13 protein-coding genes are annotated in these 16,877 nt (G+C 63.1%); 3 read left to right on the top strand and 10 right to left on the bottom strand.

What is annotated here, in order from left to right; translation table 11 throughout:
* Positions 1–2: 2 nt before the first annotated feature.
* The 3 genes from JN279_RS18145 to JN279_RS18135 all read right to left on the bottom strand — a co-directional run bounded on the left by JN279_RS18145 (position 3) and on the right by JN279_RS18135 (position 3,080).
* Entirely contained in the window at positions 3–845 is an 843-nt protein-coding gene (locus tag JN279_RS18145; protein WP_202353541.1) for a class I SAM-dependent methyltransferase, read from the bottom strand.
* A 5-nt stretch (positions 846–850) separates the two neighbouring features.
* The gene (locus JN279_RS18140) at positions 851–2,206 is read right to left on the bottom strand and encodes an NAD(P)-dependent oxidoreductase (RefSeq protein WP_202353540.1); all 1,356 of its coding nucleotides are present in this window, start codon (positions 2,204–2,206) and stop codon (positions 851–853) included.
* A gap of 121 nt (positions 2,207–2,327) precedes the next feature.
* Entirely contained in the window at positions 2,328–3,080 is a 753-nt protein-coding gene (locus JN279_RS18135; protein WP_244734658.1) for a gamma-glutamylcyclotransferase, read from the bottom strand.
* Between the two features lie 167 nt (positions 3,081–3,247).
* Here JN279_RS18135 and JN279_RS18130 point away from each other — a divergent pair, with 167 nt between their 5' ends.
* Positions 3,248–4,024: a VOC family protein gene (locus tag JN279_RS18130; RefSeq protein WP_202353539.1), complete on the top strand. Its 777-nt coding sequence runs from the start codon at positions 3,248–3,250 to the stop codon at positions 4,022–4,024.
* A gap of 42 nt (positions 4,025–4,066) precedes the next feature.
* Here JN279_RS18130 and JN279_RS18125 read toward each other — a convergent pair whose 3' ends face one another.
* Positions 4,067–4,555: a hypothetical protein gene (locus tag JN279_RS18125; protein WP_244734656.1), complete on the bottom strand. Its 489-nt coding sequence runs from the start codon at positions 4,553–4,555 to the stop codon at positions 4,067–4,069.
* A 201-nt stretch (positions 4,556–4,756) separates the two neighbouring features.
* Between JN279_RS18125 and JN279_RS18120 the strand changes: the two genes are divergently transcribed.
* Positions 4,757–5,149, top strand: coding sequence for a DoxX family protein (locus JN279_RS18120; protein ID WP_096447578.1), 393 nt, complete (start codon positions 4,757–4,759; stop codon positions 5,147–5,149).
* 22 nt (positions 5,150–5,171) lie between these two features.
* Here JN279_RS18120 and JN279_RS18115 read toward each other — a convergent pair whose 3' ends face one another.
* Together JN279_RS18115 and JN279_RS18110 are read right to left on the bottom strand one after the other, a co-directional pair.
* Positions 5,172–7,598, bottom strand: coding sequence for a GcvT family protein (locus JN279_RS18115; RefSeq protein ID WP_202353537.1), 2,427 nt, complete (start codon positions 7,596–7,598; stop codon positions 5,172–5,174).
* 244 nt (positions 7,599–7,842) lie between these two features.
* On the bottom strand, positions 7,843–9,381 hold the full coding sequence (locus tag JN279_RS18110) for a trimethylamine methyltransferase family protein (RefSeq protein ID WP_202353536.1): 1,539 nt from the start codon (positions 9,379–9,381) through the stop codon (positions 7,843–7,845).
* Positions 9,382–9,598: 217 nt separating this feature from the next.
* On the opposite strand from JN279_RS18110, the gene JN279_RS18105 reads away from it, so the two are divergent.
* Entirely contained in the window at positions 9,599–10,189 is a 591-nt protein-coding gene (locus tag JN279_RS18105) for a transglycosylase SLT domain-containing protein (protein ID WP_202353535.1), read from the top strand.
* Between the two features lie 16 nt (positions 10,190–10,205).
* Here the strand turns inward: JN279_RS18105 and JN279_RS18100 are convergent, their stop codons facing one another.
* The 4 genes from JN279_RS18100 to JN279_RS18085 form a co-directional block, all read right to left on the bottom strand.
* On the bottom strand, positions 10,206–12,536 hold the full coding sequence (locus JN279_RS18100; protein WP_202353534.1) for a dipeptide ABC transporter ATP-binding protein: 2,331 nt from the start codon (positions 12,534–12,536) through the stop codon (positions 10,206–10,208).
* A gap of 48 nt (positions 12,537–12,584) precedes the next feature.
* Complete coding sequence (locus JN279_RS18095) at positions 12,585–13,742, bottom strand: ABC transporter permease (protein WP_096447590.1); 1,158 nt, start codon at positions 13,740–13,742, stop codon at positions 12,585–12,587.
* A gap of 12 nt (positions 13,743–13,754) precedes the next feature.
* On the bottom strand, positions 13,755–14,789 hold the full coding sequence (locus JN279_RS18090) for an ABC transporter permease (RefSeq protein ID WP_096447592.1): 1,035 nt from the start codon (positions 14,787–14,789) through the stop codon (positions 13,755–13,757).
* A gap of 227 nt (positions 14,790–15,016) precedes the next feature.
* Positions 15,017–16,669: an ABC transporter substrate-binding protein gene (locus JN279_RS18085; RefSeq protein WP_096447594.1), complete on the bottom strand. Its 1,653-nt coding sequence runs from the start codon at positions 16,667–16,669 to the stop codon at positions 15,017–15,019.
* Between the last annotated feature and the right edge of the window lie 208 nt (positions 16,670–16,877).

Genomic DNA, 16,877 nt, shown 5'->3' with positions numbered 1-16,877 from the left:
TTTCAGCCGAGACGAAGAAGCAGTTCGACGGGTGCGAGAATGCCGCCTTCAAGCGCGGCGGTGATATTGGCGATCTTGGTGCGGGCATCCTCGCCCATGACAAGGCCGACGCCGGGCGGCGGCGTCTTGCCCTCGGCCTGCGCGGCGGCCATCCGGGCGCGTATCGCGGCGAAGAATTCGACGGCGAAAGCACCGCGCTGCCTCTCAGCGATTACGGAGAAGCCGGAAGCCGTAGCCGCCGAGCGATAGTCGTCGGGCGTGGCTACGAAGGACATGGTCTCATCCGATGCCCATGGCAGCGGATAAGTCAGCGCGCCGTCCTTGAGCCGCATCACATCGTAGACCGCAAAAACGCCGCCCGGCCTGAGCACGCGCGCGGCCTCACTCATCAGCTTCTTCTTGTCGGGAAGGTTCATGCCGACATGCAGGATCATGGCCGCGTCGAAGCTGGCGTTGGCGAATGGCATGTCCAGTGCGCTGCCTTGCACGAAGCGCGTCTTCTCGGCCATTCCCGTGCGCTTCGACAGGCTGGTCGCGATGTCGACATAGCTTTGCGTGAGATCGATACCGGTGACATCGGCGCCGGCGTCGTTGGCCGCAAAACGGGCGGGACCACCCACTCCCGATCCGATATCAAGCAGCCTGGCTCCCGGCTTCAAACCCATCTGGCCAAGCAGTTCCCTGGTGGCAGCGATACCGCCAATGTGGAATTCGTCGACCGCTTCGAGATCGCCGGCGCGCAGATGGGCAATGTCCACGCCAGTGTCGGCAAGCGCGTCAAGGATACGCTGCTCGAGACCCGATATGTCATAGTGACGGGCGACGCCCGGTTCCACCGTGGCCATGATCCTTATCCCTGCGTCAGACTCCTGTGGATGCTCTCCGCCGCGTCGCGCCCTTGCGCCACGGCCGAGACGGTCAAATCGTCGCCGCCAAAGATGCAGTCGCCGCCGGCCCAGACCTTCGCCAGCGATGTGCGCCCTTCCGCATCGACCTTGATGCGGCCGGCTTCGAGATCGATCGAGGCTCCGCTGCCGTTGAGGGCTGCCGGAACAAAGCTCTGGCCGATCGCCTTGAAAACCTGGTCGGCAAGAAGCGTCAGCGTCTCGCCTGTGCCGGCGAGCTTGTCGCCCTTCAATGCCGTGTATTCGAGTTCGATGCCTGACACCTTGCTGCCGTCCGCGATCACCCGCTTCGGCTGCAGCCAGTGGCGGATGGTGACGCCGTTGGCGGCGGCCAGATCCTGTTCGAACTCGGAGGCGTTCATGTGCTCCTGGCCGCGCCGGTAGCAGATCGTCACCTCCTCGGCGCCCAGCAGTTTCGACTGCACGGCGGCGTCGATCGCCGTCATGCCGCCGCCGATGACGACGACGCGGCGGCCGACCGGCAGGCCGGCGAGATCGCTGGCCTGGCGCAGTTCGGCAATGAACTCCACCGCATTGGTGACGCCGGCGGCATCCTCGCCATCGGCGCGCAGCGCATTGACGCCGCCGAGCCCCATGCCGAGGAACACCGCGTCGTAATTGCGGATCAGGTCGGAGAGCTGATAGTCGCGGCCGAGCGCCTTGCCGTTCTGGATGTCGATGCCGCCGATCGCGGTGACATAGTCGACCTCGGCCTGGGCGAAATTGTCGACGCTCTTGTAGGCGGCGATGCCGTATTCGTTGAGCCCGCCAGCCTTCGGCCGCGCCTCCAGTATGGTCACGTCATGGCCATGGCGGGCGAGCCGATGCGCGGCGGCAAGGCCGGCCGGACCGGCGCCGACCACGGCGACCGTCTTTCCGGTCGGCTCCGGGCGCGGATAGAACTGCTTGTTCTCGGCCATGGCGACATCGGTGGCATAGCGCTGCAGGCGGCCGATCTGCACCGGCTTGCCTTCCGCCACCTCGCGCACGCAGACCTCTTCGCACAGCGTCTCGGTCGGGCAGACGCGGGCGCACATGCCGCCCAAAATGTTCTGGTCGAAGATGGTTTTGGCCGAGCCGATCGGATTGCCGGTCGAGATCTGGCGGATGAACAGCGGAATGTCGATCGAGGTCGGGCACGCATTCATGCACGGCGCGTCGTAGCAGAAATAGCAGCGGTCGGATTCGACCAGCGCCTCATGGTGATCGAGCGGCGGATGCAGGTCGGAGAAATTGTCCGCGTACTGCTCGGCGGCAAGCCGCCCGCCGACGATACCTTCCTTGAACTGGCCTTCTGGCATTGTCAGTTCCCCATGTTTTCGTTTTGGGGAAGGCTAGCACGTTTTATTTTTTTATCAATTGGTCAATTTTCGACACAAGTCGCTGAAAAGGCTTGATAAAAACATGATTTTTTCACTCATGTTATGCCGTTGACGGCTGCTCTTGCCGACGTTGATGGCCCGCGTCGGCTGGCCGGCCATGGAGTGCCCGGACCTCGTTCGCCACCAGCTCCTGCAGCCGCCACAGATTGCGGTCATGGATGCCGAACGCTTCGAGATGGCTGACCGTGTTGTAGAGATATTCGGCGCCGGAGCCGATATGGCCGCAGGCTCTGGCCAAGATGCTCGCCACTCTGTCCAGCGGCTGGCCAAGTGACGTTCCCCGCCCCTTCACGCCAACCCAGAAACCCAGCGCCCGCAGCCCGCCTTGCGCCGTATGCACCGGCAGCCACCGGACCGAGCTGATGCTCTCATGGTCGCTGATCTCGCGGCGCAGCAGCCTTTCGATCTGGGCCGGCTTTTCGCCTTCCGGCAAGCGGTAGATCACCCCGTTGCAGCGTCCGCCGCGTTCGAGCGCCATCATCAGCCCAGGCTGCGCGGCACTGCCGCGCCAGCGCACCATGTCGAGGCAGAAGGAGCGGTGCCAGCCGAAAGCCGTGGCGAGCCGTTGCTCGACTGAATCGAATTCCGGCTTCCAGATCAGCGAGCCGTAGGCGAACACCCACAGCGGCCCCTCGTCCGCTTCCGTGGAAAGCCGCATTGAAAGAGCCTGGAAATCCTCGTCCTTCAGTTCCGTCCAGCTCGGGTCGGGGCCGGGATCGGCTTCTTCCCTGTGGCACAGTGCGACGAGCTCAGGCGTGAGCGACATCTGGCGTGGCAGCGACATGAGGCGCATGAACAAACCCCCTTGCCGTACAGAAATCGAAAACCGCGGGGCGCGCAACCGGGGAACGCATGTCATGGACAGTCATTATTGTCCGGGCGGTTGTCGGATGTCCGGCTCCAGGATCGTCCTGCGGTGGATCGGACAACGATCGATGCTGAACCGTGAGGAGACCGACCATGCCGAAATCCCCGATGCCCTTCTTCTGGTACGAGCTGATGACTTCAGACCTCGACGCCGCCCAGGCCTTCTACACCAAGGTCGTCGGCTGGACGGCGCAGCCTTTCGACAAGGCGCCCGGCATGCCGCGCTACATCGTTGTAAATTCCGCCGAACGCGGCGTCGGCGGGCTGATGACGATGCCCGAGGACGCCGCCAAGATGGGTATGCCGCCGGCCTGGGTCGGCTATATCCACACGAGGGATGTCGATGCCTCGACAGAGGCGGTGAAGGCCGCGGGCGGGGCTGTACATCGCCAGCCCGACGATATCCCTGGTGTCGGCCGCTTCTCCGTCGTGGCGGACCCGCAAGGTGCGACCTTCATGTTCCTGCAGCCCAATCTCCCGGACCAGCCGGCTCTGCCGGCGACGACGCCGGGCCATGTCGGCTGGCATGAGCTCTATGCCTCGGACCGGCAGGCTGCGTTCGACTTCTATTCCAGCCAGTTAGGCTGGACCAGCGCAGGCGATTTCGACATCGGCGAAATGGGTGTCTACCAAACCTTCAAGGCGGGTCCTGAATCAGGCGGCGGCATCATGAACAAACCGCCGCAGCTCGCCGTTCCCGTCTGGCTGTTCTACTTCAACGTTGCTGCCATCGACGCCGCGGCCAAACGCGTCACCGACAATGGCGGCAAGCTCGTGATGGGTCCGATGGCCGTGCCGACCGGCCAATGGATCGTGCAATGCCAGGATCCGCAAGGCGCGTATTTCGCGCTTCTGGCGCCAGCGCGATAAAGGTTCGCGCCGGTCGCAAATGTCACGCTTGCTGGCGTCGGCTCATTCCGGCGTCAGCACCGCGACCTTGAGCTCGGCCTTTTTCGCGCCACTGAACTGGACGGTGGCCGCTCCGGCCGCGAGCTTGAAGCGTACGCTCTTGCGGATGCCGGGGCAGGTTTTCACGCCGCTATAGCCGGCCGATTTCACGGCCTTGCCGTCCTGGATGACATCGATCCAGGCCTCGGCCGACAGGCTGATCTGAATGGCCCCCTCGGCCGGCACCTCCACGCTGGCGACGGCGCCGAACGTACCCTCCGCCGGCGCGCGCTCGGGCGGCAGGGTAAAACCAGCTTTCTCCGCCGGGACCAATGCCAGATCCGCGGCAGCGCCCACCGCCAGCTCCGCTCCAGCCGGCGTGGCGGGCGCCGCGGCAAACAGCGCCTGTTCCCGCGTCACCGGCCATTTGAAGGCCTCGCAGCCGGCGTCCTCCGCCATGGCGAAGCTGGTACCTGCAAGGAGTGCGAAGAGGCTGATGACGGTTTTTTTCATGGCAAGGGAACCCACACGTTCAGAGTATCCATATTGTACAACCATAGCGATATAAATGCAACCCAGGCGAGAACAATATCAAAGGGCATGCCGGTGAACATTGCCAATCACCGATTGTTGATGACACGCCATGGGAAGTGAATGGTCCATCGCCGGGCAACAATCTATGGCCGGATCGGGAGGGTGAAAATGGAGTTTTAGATGAAGCTTTTCGAAGGCCTCTCCCGATACCGACCGCAGGCACTCGGCGTGCTGCGCATCATGACCGCGCTGCAGTTTGTCGAGCATGGCAGCCAGAAACTGTTCAACTTCCCCATCAGCGCCGAGCCTCACGCCCTCAACGGGCTGACCGCGACCGCCGGCATCCTCGAATTCGCCGGCGGCATCCTGCTGGCGCTTGGCCTGTTCACTCGGCCCGTCGCGTTCCTCCTGGCCGGCGAAATGGCGATCGCCTATTTCATGGCACACTACCCGCGCGACTTCTTTCCGGCCAACAATGGCGGCGACGCGGCGATCTCCTTCTGCTTCATCTTCCTCTATCTGGTCTTCGCCGGCGCCGGCGCCTTCGCGCTGGACAATCGCAGCAAGGCCTGATGCCCCATGCGGGGGTGAGCCCTCACCCTCGCATCCGTTCGAAATTGGCGTCGAACAGCGGCGCCGCCTGGATGCGCGCGGCAAGGCGCTTGCCCAGCAGCTCGATTTCGAAGCCGTCGCTTTCATCGGCGATCTCCTTCGGCACATAGCCGATGGCGACCGACTTTTTCGAGTGATGCGCATAGCCGCCCGACGTCACCCAGCCGCGTACCGCGCCGCCGAACCAGATCGGCTCGTCGCCGATGACATCGGCGTCATCGGCATCGACAATGAAGGCACGCAGCCGCAATTTGCCGCCTTGCTTGCGCTCGGCCAGTGCCGCCGCCTTGCCGATGAAGTCCGCCTCCTTGCCATAGGCGACGAAGCGGTCGAGCCCGGCTTCGAGCGGCCCGTAGATCGGCCGGTATTCGCGTCCCCATGAGCCGTAATTCTTCTCCAGCCTGAGCGCATTCAGGGCACGCGAGCCGAACAGGCCGATGCCGAATTCTTCGCCCGCCGCCATCAGCGCATGATAGGCCGCGCGCTGATATTCGGGCACCACCCAGATCTCGTAGCCGAGATCGCCGGTGTAGCTGACGCGGTCGACCAGGCACGGCGCCATGCCGATATCCATCCTAGCCACCGCCATGAAGGGAAACGCCGCGTTCGAAACATCGGCGGGACTGACCTTGGCCAGCACCTCCCGCGCCTTCGGCCCCGCGATCGCAAGGCCGGTGAGTTTCGCGCCCACCGCCTCGATCTGGACCGAACCGTCCCCAGGCAGATGCGCCTCGAACCAGCGCATATGGTACTGCTCGGCAATGCCGGAGCCGGCAAGGAACCAGCCATCGCTGCCCAGATTGGCCAGCGTGAAATCGCCGATCAGTCTGCCGTCCTGCTTCAGCATCGGCGCCAGCGTCATGCGGCCGGGTTTCGGCAATTTGCAGGCGAGCATCTTGTCGAGCCACGCAGCCGCCCCCTCGCCCGTCACCTTGTATTTGGCAAAGCTCGAAATCTCCGCCAGGCCGACGCCATCGCGGACCGTCGCAACCTCGCTTGCGACATGCGTGAAATCGCTGGAGCGCCGCCAGGAGAACTCGTCCTTGATGCCTTCCGGCGCATACCAGAGCGGCACTTCCAGCCCATAGGCGACGCCCCATTGGGCGCCCCTGGCCGACAGAAGATCGTAGACCGGTGTCGTCTTCAGCGGTCGGCCGGCGGGCAGTTCCTCATTGGGGAAGCGGATCGAAAAGCGCCTGGAATAGTTCTCGCGCACCTTGGCGTTGGTGTAGGCCATCGTCGCCCAGTCGCCGTAGCGCGCCACATCCATGGCCCAGATATCGGCGCCGGGATCGCCCTCGATCATCCAGTTGGACAGCGCCAGCCCGACGCCGCCGCCCTGTGAAAAACCGGCCATGACGCCGCAGGCGACCCAGAAGCCGGAAAGGCCGCGCACCGGCCCGACCAGCGGATTGCCGTCGGGCGCGAAGGTGAAGGGCCCGTTGATGATCTGCTTGATGCCGGTGTGCTGGAAAGCCGGGAAATGGCGGAAGCCGACTTCGAGCGAAGGCGCGATGCGGTCGATGTCCGGCTCGAGCAGTTCATGGCCGAAATTCCATGGTGTCTGGTGTTCCGACCACGGCTTGTTGGCCTTCTCGTAGGTGCCCATCAGCATGCCGCCGCGTTCCTGGCGCAGATAGAGCTCGCCGTCGAAATCGACGGCGTGGATGATCTCCGTACCCGTCCTGGCGTTCCAGGCGGCGACTTCCGGCATGTCCTCGGTGATCAGGTACATGTGCTCCATGGCCAGCACCGGCAGTTCGAGCCCGACCATGCGGCCGACCTCGCGCGCCCACAGGCCGCCGGCATTGACGACATGTTCTGCCACCACCTCGCCCTTGTTGGTGATGACGCGCCACAGCCCATCGGGCCGCCGCACAATGTCCTCGACCTTGGTGAAGCGCTCGACCTCGGCGCCGAGTTTTCGCGCGGCCTTGGCATAGGCGTGGGTGACGCCAGAGGGATCGAGATGGCCATCCTCCTTGTTTCGGACGGCGCCAACGAACTGCCTGGGGTCGAGCAGCGGCATGATTTCAGCCGCCTCGTTCGGCGAGATCACCTCCAGGTCGATGCCGAGATAGCGACCCTTGGCGACGACACCGCGCAGCCAGTCCAGCCGCGCCTCGGTCGCGGCGAGCAGCACGCCGCCGGTCAGGTGCACGCCGGTCGCCTGTCCGGACAGCTCCTCGATCTCCTTGTAGAGGCCGATCGTGTATTTCTGCAGCTTGGCGACATTGGGGTCGCCATTGATCGTGTGCATGCCGCCCGCCGCATGCCAGGTCGAGCCGGATGTCAGCTCGTCGCGCTCCAGCAGCACCACGTCGGTCCAGCCATGGCGGGCAAGATGGAACAGCACGGAACACCCGACGACCCCGCCGCCAATGACCACGACCTTTGCATGCGATTTCATGAGGTTTTTCTCGTTAATTCAGTGTGTTGGATTGGCGAGATGAATCGGCATGGGAAGCGCCAGGCACCCCCCTCTGGCCTGCCGGGCATCTCCCCCGCAAGGGGGGAGATCAGCAGCGGCTGCGCCGCCGATCCCTTTTCGACGTTGGTAATTGGCGAAGGTAGGGGCGACAGCCAATCTCCCCCCTTGCGGGGGAGATGCCCGGCAGGGCAGAGGGGGGTGCCGCGCGCCGGCGCTAAAGAACTCACGGCTCGCCCTGCCCGATCGCTTCCTTGCGCCTGGCGACATAGGCCTCCAGCGCCTCACGCACGGCGATATCCATCGCCGGCTCGACATAGTCCTCCAGCGCCTTCTTCCACAGCCGCGTCGCGCGCGCTGTCGCATCGAGCCCACCGGCCTCCTGCCAGGCCTCGTAATTCTGCCAGTTGGACAGCATCGGCTGGTAGAAGGCGGTGGCGTAACGTTCCAGCGTGTGCGGCTCGCCGAAGAAATGGCCGCCGGTCGGCACCGCGCCCAGCGCCTCGACGGCGAGCTCCGCCTCGTCGACCACGATCGGTCGCAGGAACTCCATCATGTGCTGGATCATCTCGACATCGATCATGAATTTTTCGAACGACGCCGTCAGCCCGCCCTCCTGCCAGCCGGCGGCGTGGTAGACCAGGTTGCCATGGCCAAGCACCGCGCCCCACAGGGCCATCAGCGTCTCATAGGCGCCTTGCGCGTCCGCCGCGTTGGAGGCCGAGCCGGGTGTTGTCCGGTAAGGCAGCCCATAGCGCCGCGCCAATTGCCCCGAGGCGATGTTGGCCTTGGTGTTTTCCGGCGTGCCGAAGGCCGGCGCGCCGGACTTCATGTCGACATTGGAGGTGAAGGCGCCATACATCACCGGCGCGCCCGGCCGCACCAGCTGCGTCAGCACGACGCCGAACAGCGCCTCGGCATTCTGTTGCGCCAAGGCACCCGCCAGCGTCACCGGGCTCATCGCCCCCATCAGCGTGAACGGCGTCACCGCCACCGACTGGCCGAATTCGGCCATGGTCATCAGCCCTTCGGCCATCATCTCGTCGAAGCGGCGCGGCGAGTTGACCGAGATGATGGTGGCGATACCCGGATCGTCGCGCAACTGGTCCAGCGTCAGCCCGCGCGCGATCGCCATCATCTCGATGCCGTCGAGCGCCCTGCCCCGGCCGATCGCCGAGACATGGAAACTCTTATCGGTCAGCGTCAGATTGGTGAAGTAGGTGTCGAGATGGCGCGAATTGGCCGGCAGCTCGACCGGCGCGCAGACCTGGTTGCCGAGCATGTGGACGCAGTTGAAATGCTGCGCCAGCCGGGTGAGATCGGCATAGTCGCGCAAATTGCCGGCGCGGCGGCCACGCTCCATGTCGTGCACATTGGGCGGCCCGGCAACCAGCGTGAAATTGATGGTATTGCCGCCAAGATGGATCGTGCTGGCCGGGTTGCGGGGCGTCAGCGTATAGTTGGACCGCGTCGTCTTCAGCGCCTCGGCGACCATGCCGCGATCGATGCGGACATTCGCCGAGGCGTGATCAACCACAGCACCCGCCTTCTCGAACAGCGACAGCGCCCTCGGGCTCATCACCTCGATGCCGAAATTTTCCAATATATGCAACGATGCCTGGTGGATCGCCTCGATCTGGTCGGGCGACAGCAACGCCATCGGTGGATAGGGATTGGTCACGCGCCTTTGCGGCAGTTGTGGGATGGGCGCTGGCCCCCGGTTGCTGGTGCGCTCGGCGCCGCGCTTGCGTCTTGGTTCATTCATGCCAGGCATCAAAGCCTCGGCGGGCCGGACGAGCTGTCAGAAATACGCCGTTTACAGGCGTGATTTTAGCCAAGGCGGCATTTTCACAGCGCGCCTTTATAAAAGGCGACATTTAGCGTCGGAATATCGATACAGCATTTTCCCGAGCGCTCGCGCTGGCGAGGCGTTAACGGCGACAGCAAGATTCCCTTTATGATTTCGGCCTATTGCTCACCCCATGCGTAGGTCGAGTTTTAGTAAAATTGTAGCGGTTGGCGTGTTGCTGGCACTTTCGGCCTGCGCGACCGCGCCCAGCCACATCAACAATGTCTGTGCCGTCTTCGACCAGAATGATGGCTGGTTCGACAACTGGCAGTCGGCGGCCGAACGCGCCTCTCGGACATACGGCGTCCCCGTGCCGGTGCTGATGGCGACGGTGCGCAAGGAATCCGGCTTCAAGAGCAATGCCCGGCCGCCGCGCACCAAGCTGCTCGGCTTCATTCCGTGGAAGCATGTCTCGTCGGCCACCGGCTTCTCGCAGGCGCTGGACGGCACCTGGTCGCAATATCAGCGCGAAACCGGCAATTGGGCGGCGCGGCGCACCAAATTCGCCGACGCCGTCGATTTCGTCGGCTGGTATCATTCCAAGACAGCAGATACCTACGGCGTCGCGCGCAACGACACCTACAATCTCTACCTCGCCTACTATCTCGGCTGGACCGCCTATGGCCGCGGCAATCGTGGCGACGCCGGCGTGCAGGGCTATGCCCGGGCCACCGACAAGATGGCGCGGGACTATGAAGTACAGCTACGGCAGTGCGGCAGCTGACACCCAGCCTCCCGGGTCAGTGTCGCCTTGTCGTATCTTTCGGCTTTTTAACACCGGTTTCGGAGGACTCGTCGCTTACTTTGTGGCGACGGGCTCGCATCCCAGCCTGGCCCTGCTCCACAGCATCGCCGATCGCGTCCGCTTCCGCGGTCGACGATTTGCCACGCGGCCGGTTGGGCGCTGTTCCTGTCGAACCCAGCCCAGTGCCGTGGGCATCTTCCGGCACGCCCTCGTGGGCCGCGTGCTCCTTGTCGAACTTGATCACCGGCTCCATCTTCGCCAGCACGTCGTCGGCCAGCCAGCACAGGCTCATATGGCCGTCGCCGAGATGCTTGACCGGCGGAACCTTGGTCTCGCACAGATTGTCCGGCACCAGCTTCTTGTAGCCGCAGCGTGTCTGGAACGGGCAGCCGGACGGCGGGTTCATCGCCGAAGGAATGTCGCCTTCCAGCACAATGTGCTTCTTGACCACGCTGGTGTCCGCGATCGGGATCGCCGACAGCAGCGCCTCGGTATAGGGGTGATAGGGCGGCGCAAAGATCTGGTCGGTCGTGCCTTGCTCAACGATGTAACCGAGATACATGACGACGACGCGGTCGGCGATGTAGCGCACGACCGACAGATCGTGGCTGATGAACAGCATCGTCGTCTTGTTCTTGCGCTGGATGTCCATCAACAGTTCGGTCACCGCCGCCTGCACCGACACGTCGAGCGCCGAGACCGGCTCGTCCGCCACCACCACCTTGGCATCGCCGGCAAAGGCGCGCGCCACGCCGATGCGCTGCTTCTGGCCACCGGACAGCTGGCGCGGCTTGCGCGTCTCGAAGGCGCGCGGCAGCTTCACCAGGTCGAGCAGTTCGAGCATACGCTTGCGCCGGTCGGCGACCGTCTTGCCGACGTTGAATTTCTCCAGCGTGCGGATGATCTGCGAGCCGACCGAATGGCTGGGGTTCAGCGTGTCGAACGGGTTCTGGAACACCATCTGGATCGACGACACGGTTTCGACGCTGCGGCTCTCGATGCCGGTCGACTGGATCTGCTTGTTGCCCAGCGTGACTGTGCCTGAACTCGCCGTCTCTAGTCCGAGCAGCACCTTGGCCAGCGTCGACTTTCCGCAGCCGGATTCACCGACGATGGCGACGGTCTCGGATTCGCGCGCCATGAAGGAGATCGTCTCGTTGGCCTTGACGACGCGGCCCTCGCTCGAGCCGAACACCTCGCTGCCGCCGACTTTGTAGTATTTCCGCAGATCCTCGATCTTGAGCACCGGTGCGCCGGGCACGACGCGCTCATTGACCTTCTTGGCGCCAGGCGGCAGCGCCTCCCAGTCGATCTCGTTGAAGCGCACGCAGCGCGAGAAATGCCCCTCATGGCCGGCGACCTCGATCATCGGGATTTCGGCGGCGTTGCAGACGCCCTCGACGAAATGGTGGCAGCGCGGGCCGAAATTGCAGCCCTTCGGCCGCTCATGCGGCAGCGGCAACTGGCCAGGGATGGCAATCAGCGGCCGCGAGTTCTTGTCGGCGCCCGGCAGCGGGATCGAACGGAACAGCCCTTGCGTATAGGGATGGCGCATCCGGTCGAACACGTCCTTGATCTTGCCGGTCTCCACCGCTTCGCCCGAATACATCACGGTGATGCGGTCGCAGGTTTCCAGGATGAGGCCGAGATTGTGCGACACGAAGATCATCGACGTGCCGAACTTTTCGCCCAGCCCCTTGACCAGTTCGACGATGCCCGCCTCCACCGTCACGTCGAGCGCCGTCGTCGGCTCGTCAAGCAGAAGCAGCGCCGGCTTCGACAGCAGCGCCATGGCAATGACGATACGCTGCTGCTGGCCGCCGGAGAGCTGATGCGGGTAGGAGCGCATCATGCGCTCGGGATCGGGAAGCTTGACCGCGCGCACCATTTCGAGCGAGCGTTTGTAGGCCTCTTCCTTCGACACCTTGTCATGGATCAGCGGCACTTCCATCAGCTGCTGGCCGACCTTCATTGCCGGATTGAGGCTGGCCATCGGCTCCTGGTAGATCATGGCGATCTTGTTGCCGCGGATGGCGCGCAGCTCCTCGTCGGAGAGCTCGCCCATGTCCTTGCCCTGGAACTTGATCTTGCCGCCGACGATCTTCCCGATGTTGGAGAGGTCGCGCATGATGCCGAGCGACACGGTCGACTTGCCGCAGCCCGATTCACCGACAATGCCCATCGCTTCGCCAGGCATGACCGTGCAGGAAAAATCCATGACGGCCGGTATCTCGCCCTTGCGGGTAAAAAAGGAGATCGACAGGTTTTCGATCTCGATGATCGGCCCAGGGGTCGGTTTGCCGGGATTTCGAACTGCCTCGTTCATGGGTCGCTCCAATCCAAATTCTACCAGATGCGGGCCAGAGCCCGTCAATCAGTCTTTCATCGATTGTTCGCGCAGCGAGTCGGCGAGCAGGTTCAAGCCCAGCACGAACGACATCAGCGCGATCGTGGGCGGCAGCGCCGGGTGGATGAAGGAACGCAGCAGCCGGCTGGCATCCTTGATCGCCGTGCCCCAGTCGGGGCTTTCCGGCGCCAGGCCGAGGCCGAAATAACCGAGCGTGCCGAGCAGGATCGTCGTGTAGCCGATGCGCAGGCAGGCATCGACGATCAGCGGTCCGCGCGCATTGGGCAGGATCTCCCACAGCATGATGTACCAGGGCGATTCACCGCGCGTCTGCGCCGCCGCCACATAGTCGCGCGTCTTGATGTCCATCACCAGGCCGCGCACGATGCGGAACACGCCGGGGCTGGAGGCGAACACCACCGCCACGAAGATGTTCAACTGGTTGGGGTCGATGTGGACGATGTGCAGCGGGTCCCTGTCGAAGACAAGGCCGAGGTAGATCCAGCCGCCGATGATCAGCGTCAGGCCGAGCAGGATGTAGATCCGGTCCGGCCGGTTCTTGAAGCGTGTCCAGAACAGCACGCAGAAGAAAATGATCGGAAACAGGAAGAAGACGCCGGCCAGCGCGTAGGGGATCGGCGTGTCCATGATCCCCGGCGTCACCAGGAGGTAGAACAACAGGATAACCGGGAAGGCCAGCACGAGATTGGCCAGGAACGACAGCACGGTGTCGATCTTGCCGCCGTAATAGCCGGCCGGCAGGCCGAGCGTGATGCCGACCATGAGCGCGAAACCGGTCGCCGCCGGAGCGATGATCAGCACGATCTGGCTGCCATAGACCATGCGCGAAAACACGTCGCGGGCCAGCTTGTCGCCGCCGAACAGATAGACCAGCCCCGATTGCGGCTCGATGGCGCCGGGCAGCGTGTCCTTCATGGCGGGGATCTGCGCCAGCGGATCGAAAGGCGAGATGGTCGAGGCGAAGATCGCCGTGAACAGCCAGAACAGGCAGATGAAGACACCCGCTATGCCGACGCCGCTGTCGAACAATTGGCCGTAGAGCGCGAGCTTCTTCTTGTAGGCGAAGCTCGCCCCCATGACGATGACGAGCGCGATCCACACCGGCCAGAAGCGCGAAAGCACTTCGAGGATGATGGTAAAGGCGCCGATATATTGGACCTGCATCCGCTTCGTCCCCTACTGAACCCTGATACGCGGATTGAGAAACGCGTAGCCGACATCGGAAATGAGCTGCGTGATCAAGACGATGAACACCGAGACCAGCGAGCAGCCAAGCAAAAGGTCGATGTCGTTGTTGCCGGCAGCTTCGACCAGCGTGTAGCCGAAGCCCTGGTAGCGGAACATCACCTCGACGATGACGACACCGGTGAGCAGCCAGGGGAACTGCAGCATGATGACAGTGAAAGGCGCGATCAGCGCGTTGCGCAACGCATGCTTGACCACCACACTGCCGAAGGAGAGGCCCTTCAAGCGGGCGGTGCGGATATATTGCTGCGTCATGACCTCGACCATCGAGGCACGCGTCATGCGCGCGATATAGCCGATGCCGTAGATCGCCAGCGTCATCACCGGCAGCGTGAAGTTGTAGAAGGTGATGCCTTGGCTGGCGGACGCCGCCGACCCGTTCAGCCAGCCAAGCCATGAGGCGAAGATGACGGTGAAGATGACGCCCGACACATATTCAGGCGTCGCCGTCGAGGCGATGGATGCGACGGATAGCACCCGGTCGGTTCGCGAACCTTCGCGCATGCCGGCCAGGATGCCGATCAGGAGCGAGATCGGAACCATGACCGCCAGCACCCAGAACATCAGGATGCCGGTCGCGCCAAGTGCCGGAAACAGCTTGGAGGCCACCGTCGCCTTGAATTTGGTCGAGCAGCCGAAATCGCCTTCCAGGACGCCGGCGAAAGTCGGCACCACGGGATCGTTGCAGAAGGTGAAGCGCTGCGCCGGCTTGCCGGTCGCCGGATCGGTCACCGGCTGCTTGGGCAGGACGCCGAGCCACTGGCCGTAACGGATAAAGAAATTCTGCCGGTAGCCATGCTCGACCAGCCAGCTCTCGAGCTGCTCGGCCGATGTGTGCATTTCGGTCTGGCTGATCGCCAGCTTCTTCAGATTGGGCTCGAGGTTGATCAGGAAGAAGACGATCATCGTCAGGCACAGCATCGTCAATGCCATGGTGCCGAGACGCCTGATAATGAAAGAAAGCATGGCGGCCCCCTGCCGACGGGGTTGGGGTTTGAGCCGGCTCCAACGCCTTGTCCACCGTTGCCGGCGGGCTGGCTGTCAGACAGGCCCTCGGATGCAATCAGCGCCTGATTTATTGCATGACCTTATCCGGGGAGTCCGCAATTTTTTTGCAGTGCACACTCGTGGCTTCAGATCGCTGCAAGAGAACGAGGGGAAAGGGGCGGCGCCCCTTCCCCCTTCGATCCGGATCAGGCCTCGTCGAGCCAGACCTTGCCGTAGTCGTGCTCATAGGTCGGATGCATCTTGTAGTTCTGCACCGCCTTGACCGAGTGGCTGAAGAGTTTGCGCCAGTACGGCTGGATGATGATGCCGGAATCCTGCAGGATCTGCTCGATATCCTTCATCATCTCCTTGCGCTTGGCGGCATCGGCCACCGAAAGCGCGGCGTTGAGCTTGGCATCCCAATCGGGATTCGACCAGGCCGCCTCGTTCCAGGCTTCGCCGGTGCGGTAGGCGATGGCCAGAACCTGGACGCCGAGCGGGCGCATGTTCCAGTTGGTCATCGACAGCGGATACTTCGTCCAGTCGTTCCAGAACGTCGAGCCTGGCAGCACGGTGCGCTTCACCTTGATGCCAGCGTCGCGCAATTGCGCGGCAATGGCGTCGCCGGTGTTCTTGTGCCAGTCCTCATCGACAGTGATCAGTTCGTGCTCGAAGTCCGCCTGGCCGGCTTCCGCCATCAGTGCCTTCGCTTTGGCCGGATCGCGCTTGATCTTCGGCAGTTCGAAATATTCCGGATGAATGGCGCAGACATGGTGGTTCTCGGCGACAGTGCCGGCATTGCCGTAGCCAAGCTGGAGAACGACGGCGTTGTCGACACCGAGCTGCAGCGCCTGACGCACCTTCTGGTTGTCGTAGGGCTTGTTCTTGATGTTGGTGCGGCAGACGATGGTCGCCGCGGTCACCACTTCCGACTTCACCAGGTTCATGCCATCGAGGATCGACACATAGTCGGCCGAGGTCTCGAAGTTGGTGTGCACTTCGCCGGCTTCGAAGGCACTGACCATGGCAGCCGGATCGGTGCCGTAGTCGATGAACTCGATACCGTCGAGGAACACCTCGCCGTCCCACCACTTGTCGTCGGCACGGCGCTTATAAACCACCTTCTGGCCGACATCGTAGGAGACGAGTTCGAACGGTCCGGTGCCGATCGGGCAGGATTTGAAATCGCCGCCCTTCTCATCGAAGCTCTTGTGGACGATGAGACCGGGATAGTCGCACATGTTCGGGATGAGCGCGATGTCGGGCTTGGTGAGCTTCAGCACGACCGTATGATCGTCCTTCTTGGTCACTGCGCTTTCGTCGAGCTTGTCGTCCTTGACCAGCGAGCCGAGGCGGCCGGGCATGGAATTGCCTTCGGCTTTCTTGTCGGCCCAGCGCTTCAGGTTGAAGATGACATCGTCGGCGGTGAACGCATCGCCGTTGTTCCAGGTGACGCCCTTGCGCACATGCAGCGTGTATTCGGTGGCGTCGTCATTGACGTCCCAGCTTTCCAGGAGATAGGGACGGAACGTGTATTCGGTGGTGTACTTGACCAGCGGCTCGAGCGCCTGGCGCTCGGCATCCGCGATTTCCGACCAGTCGGCCTTGCGCGGATCCTTCGGATCCTTGATCCATTGCGCGACCTTCAGCGTGCCGCCTTTCTTGCCCTTCACGTCCTCTGCCTTGGCCGGCGTCGGATCGGCGAGGCCGAGCAGGCCGTAGGCCATGGCCGTCGAGGCGCCGAAAACACTGGCCATCGCGAGAAATTCGCGGCGGTCCACATTGCCTGCCTTGGCTTCTTCGGCCATGGCCAGGATGTGATCCGGAACGCGATCGCCATTACTCTTGTAGATCGTCATGACTTAACTCCCATTGTTGGCTTTCCGCCTTTTAACATTCCGCATCCAGGCCATGATGTCAAAGACAGCGTGGGATGGGAACATGTTAGCGAATGTGCAACTTTGGAAGGGGGGCGGTTCGCGTGATAACGACAGTCTTGACGCAAATTTGCTAGTGCGCCCAGATTTCGCCTAAATCTCTTTAAGGCGATTAAACTGAAACATTTAC

Source organism: Mesorhizobium sp. 113-1-2 (assembly GCF_016756475.1).
Taxonomy (GTDB): Bacteria; Pseudomonadota; Alphaproteobacteria; order Rhizobiales; family Rhizobiaceae; genus Mesorhizobium; species Mesorhizobium loti_C.
The sequence above is the reverse complement of the archived record's forward strand: the minus strand, read 5'-3'. Positions and strand labels throughout refer to the sequence as shown.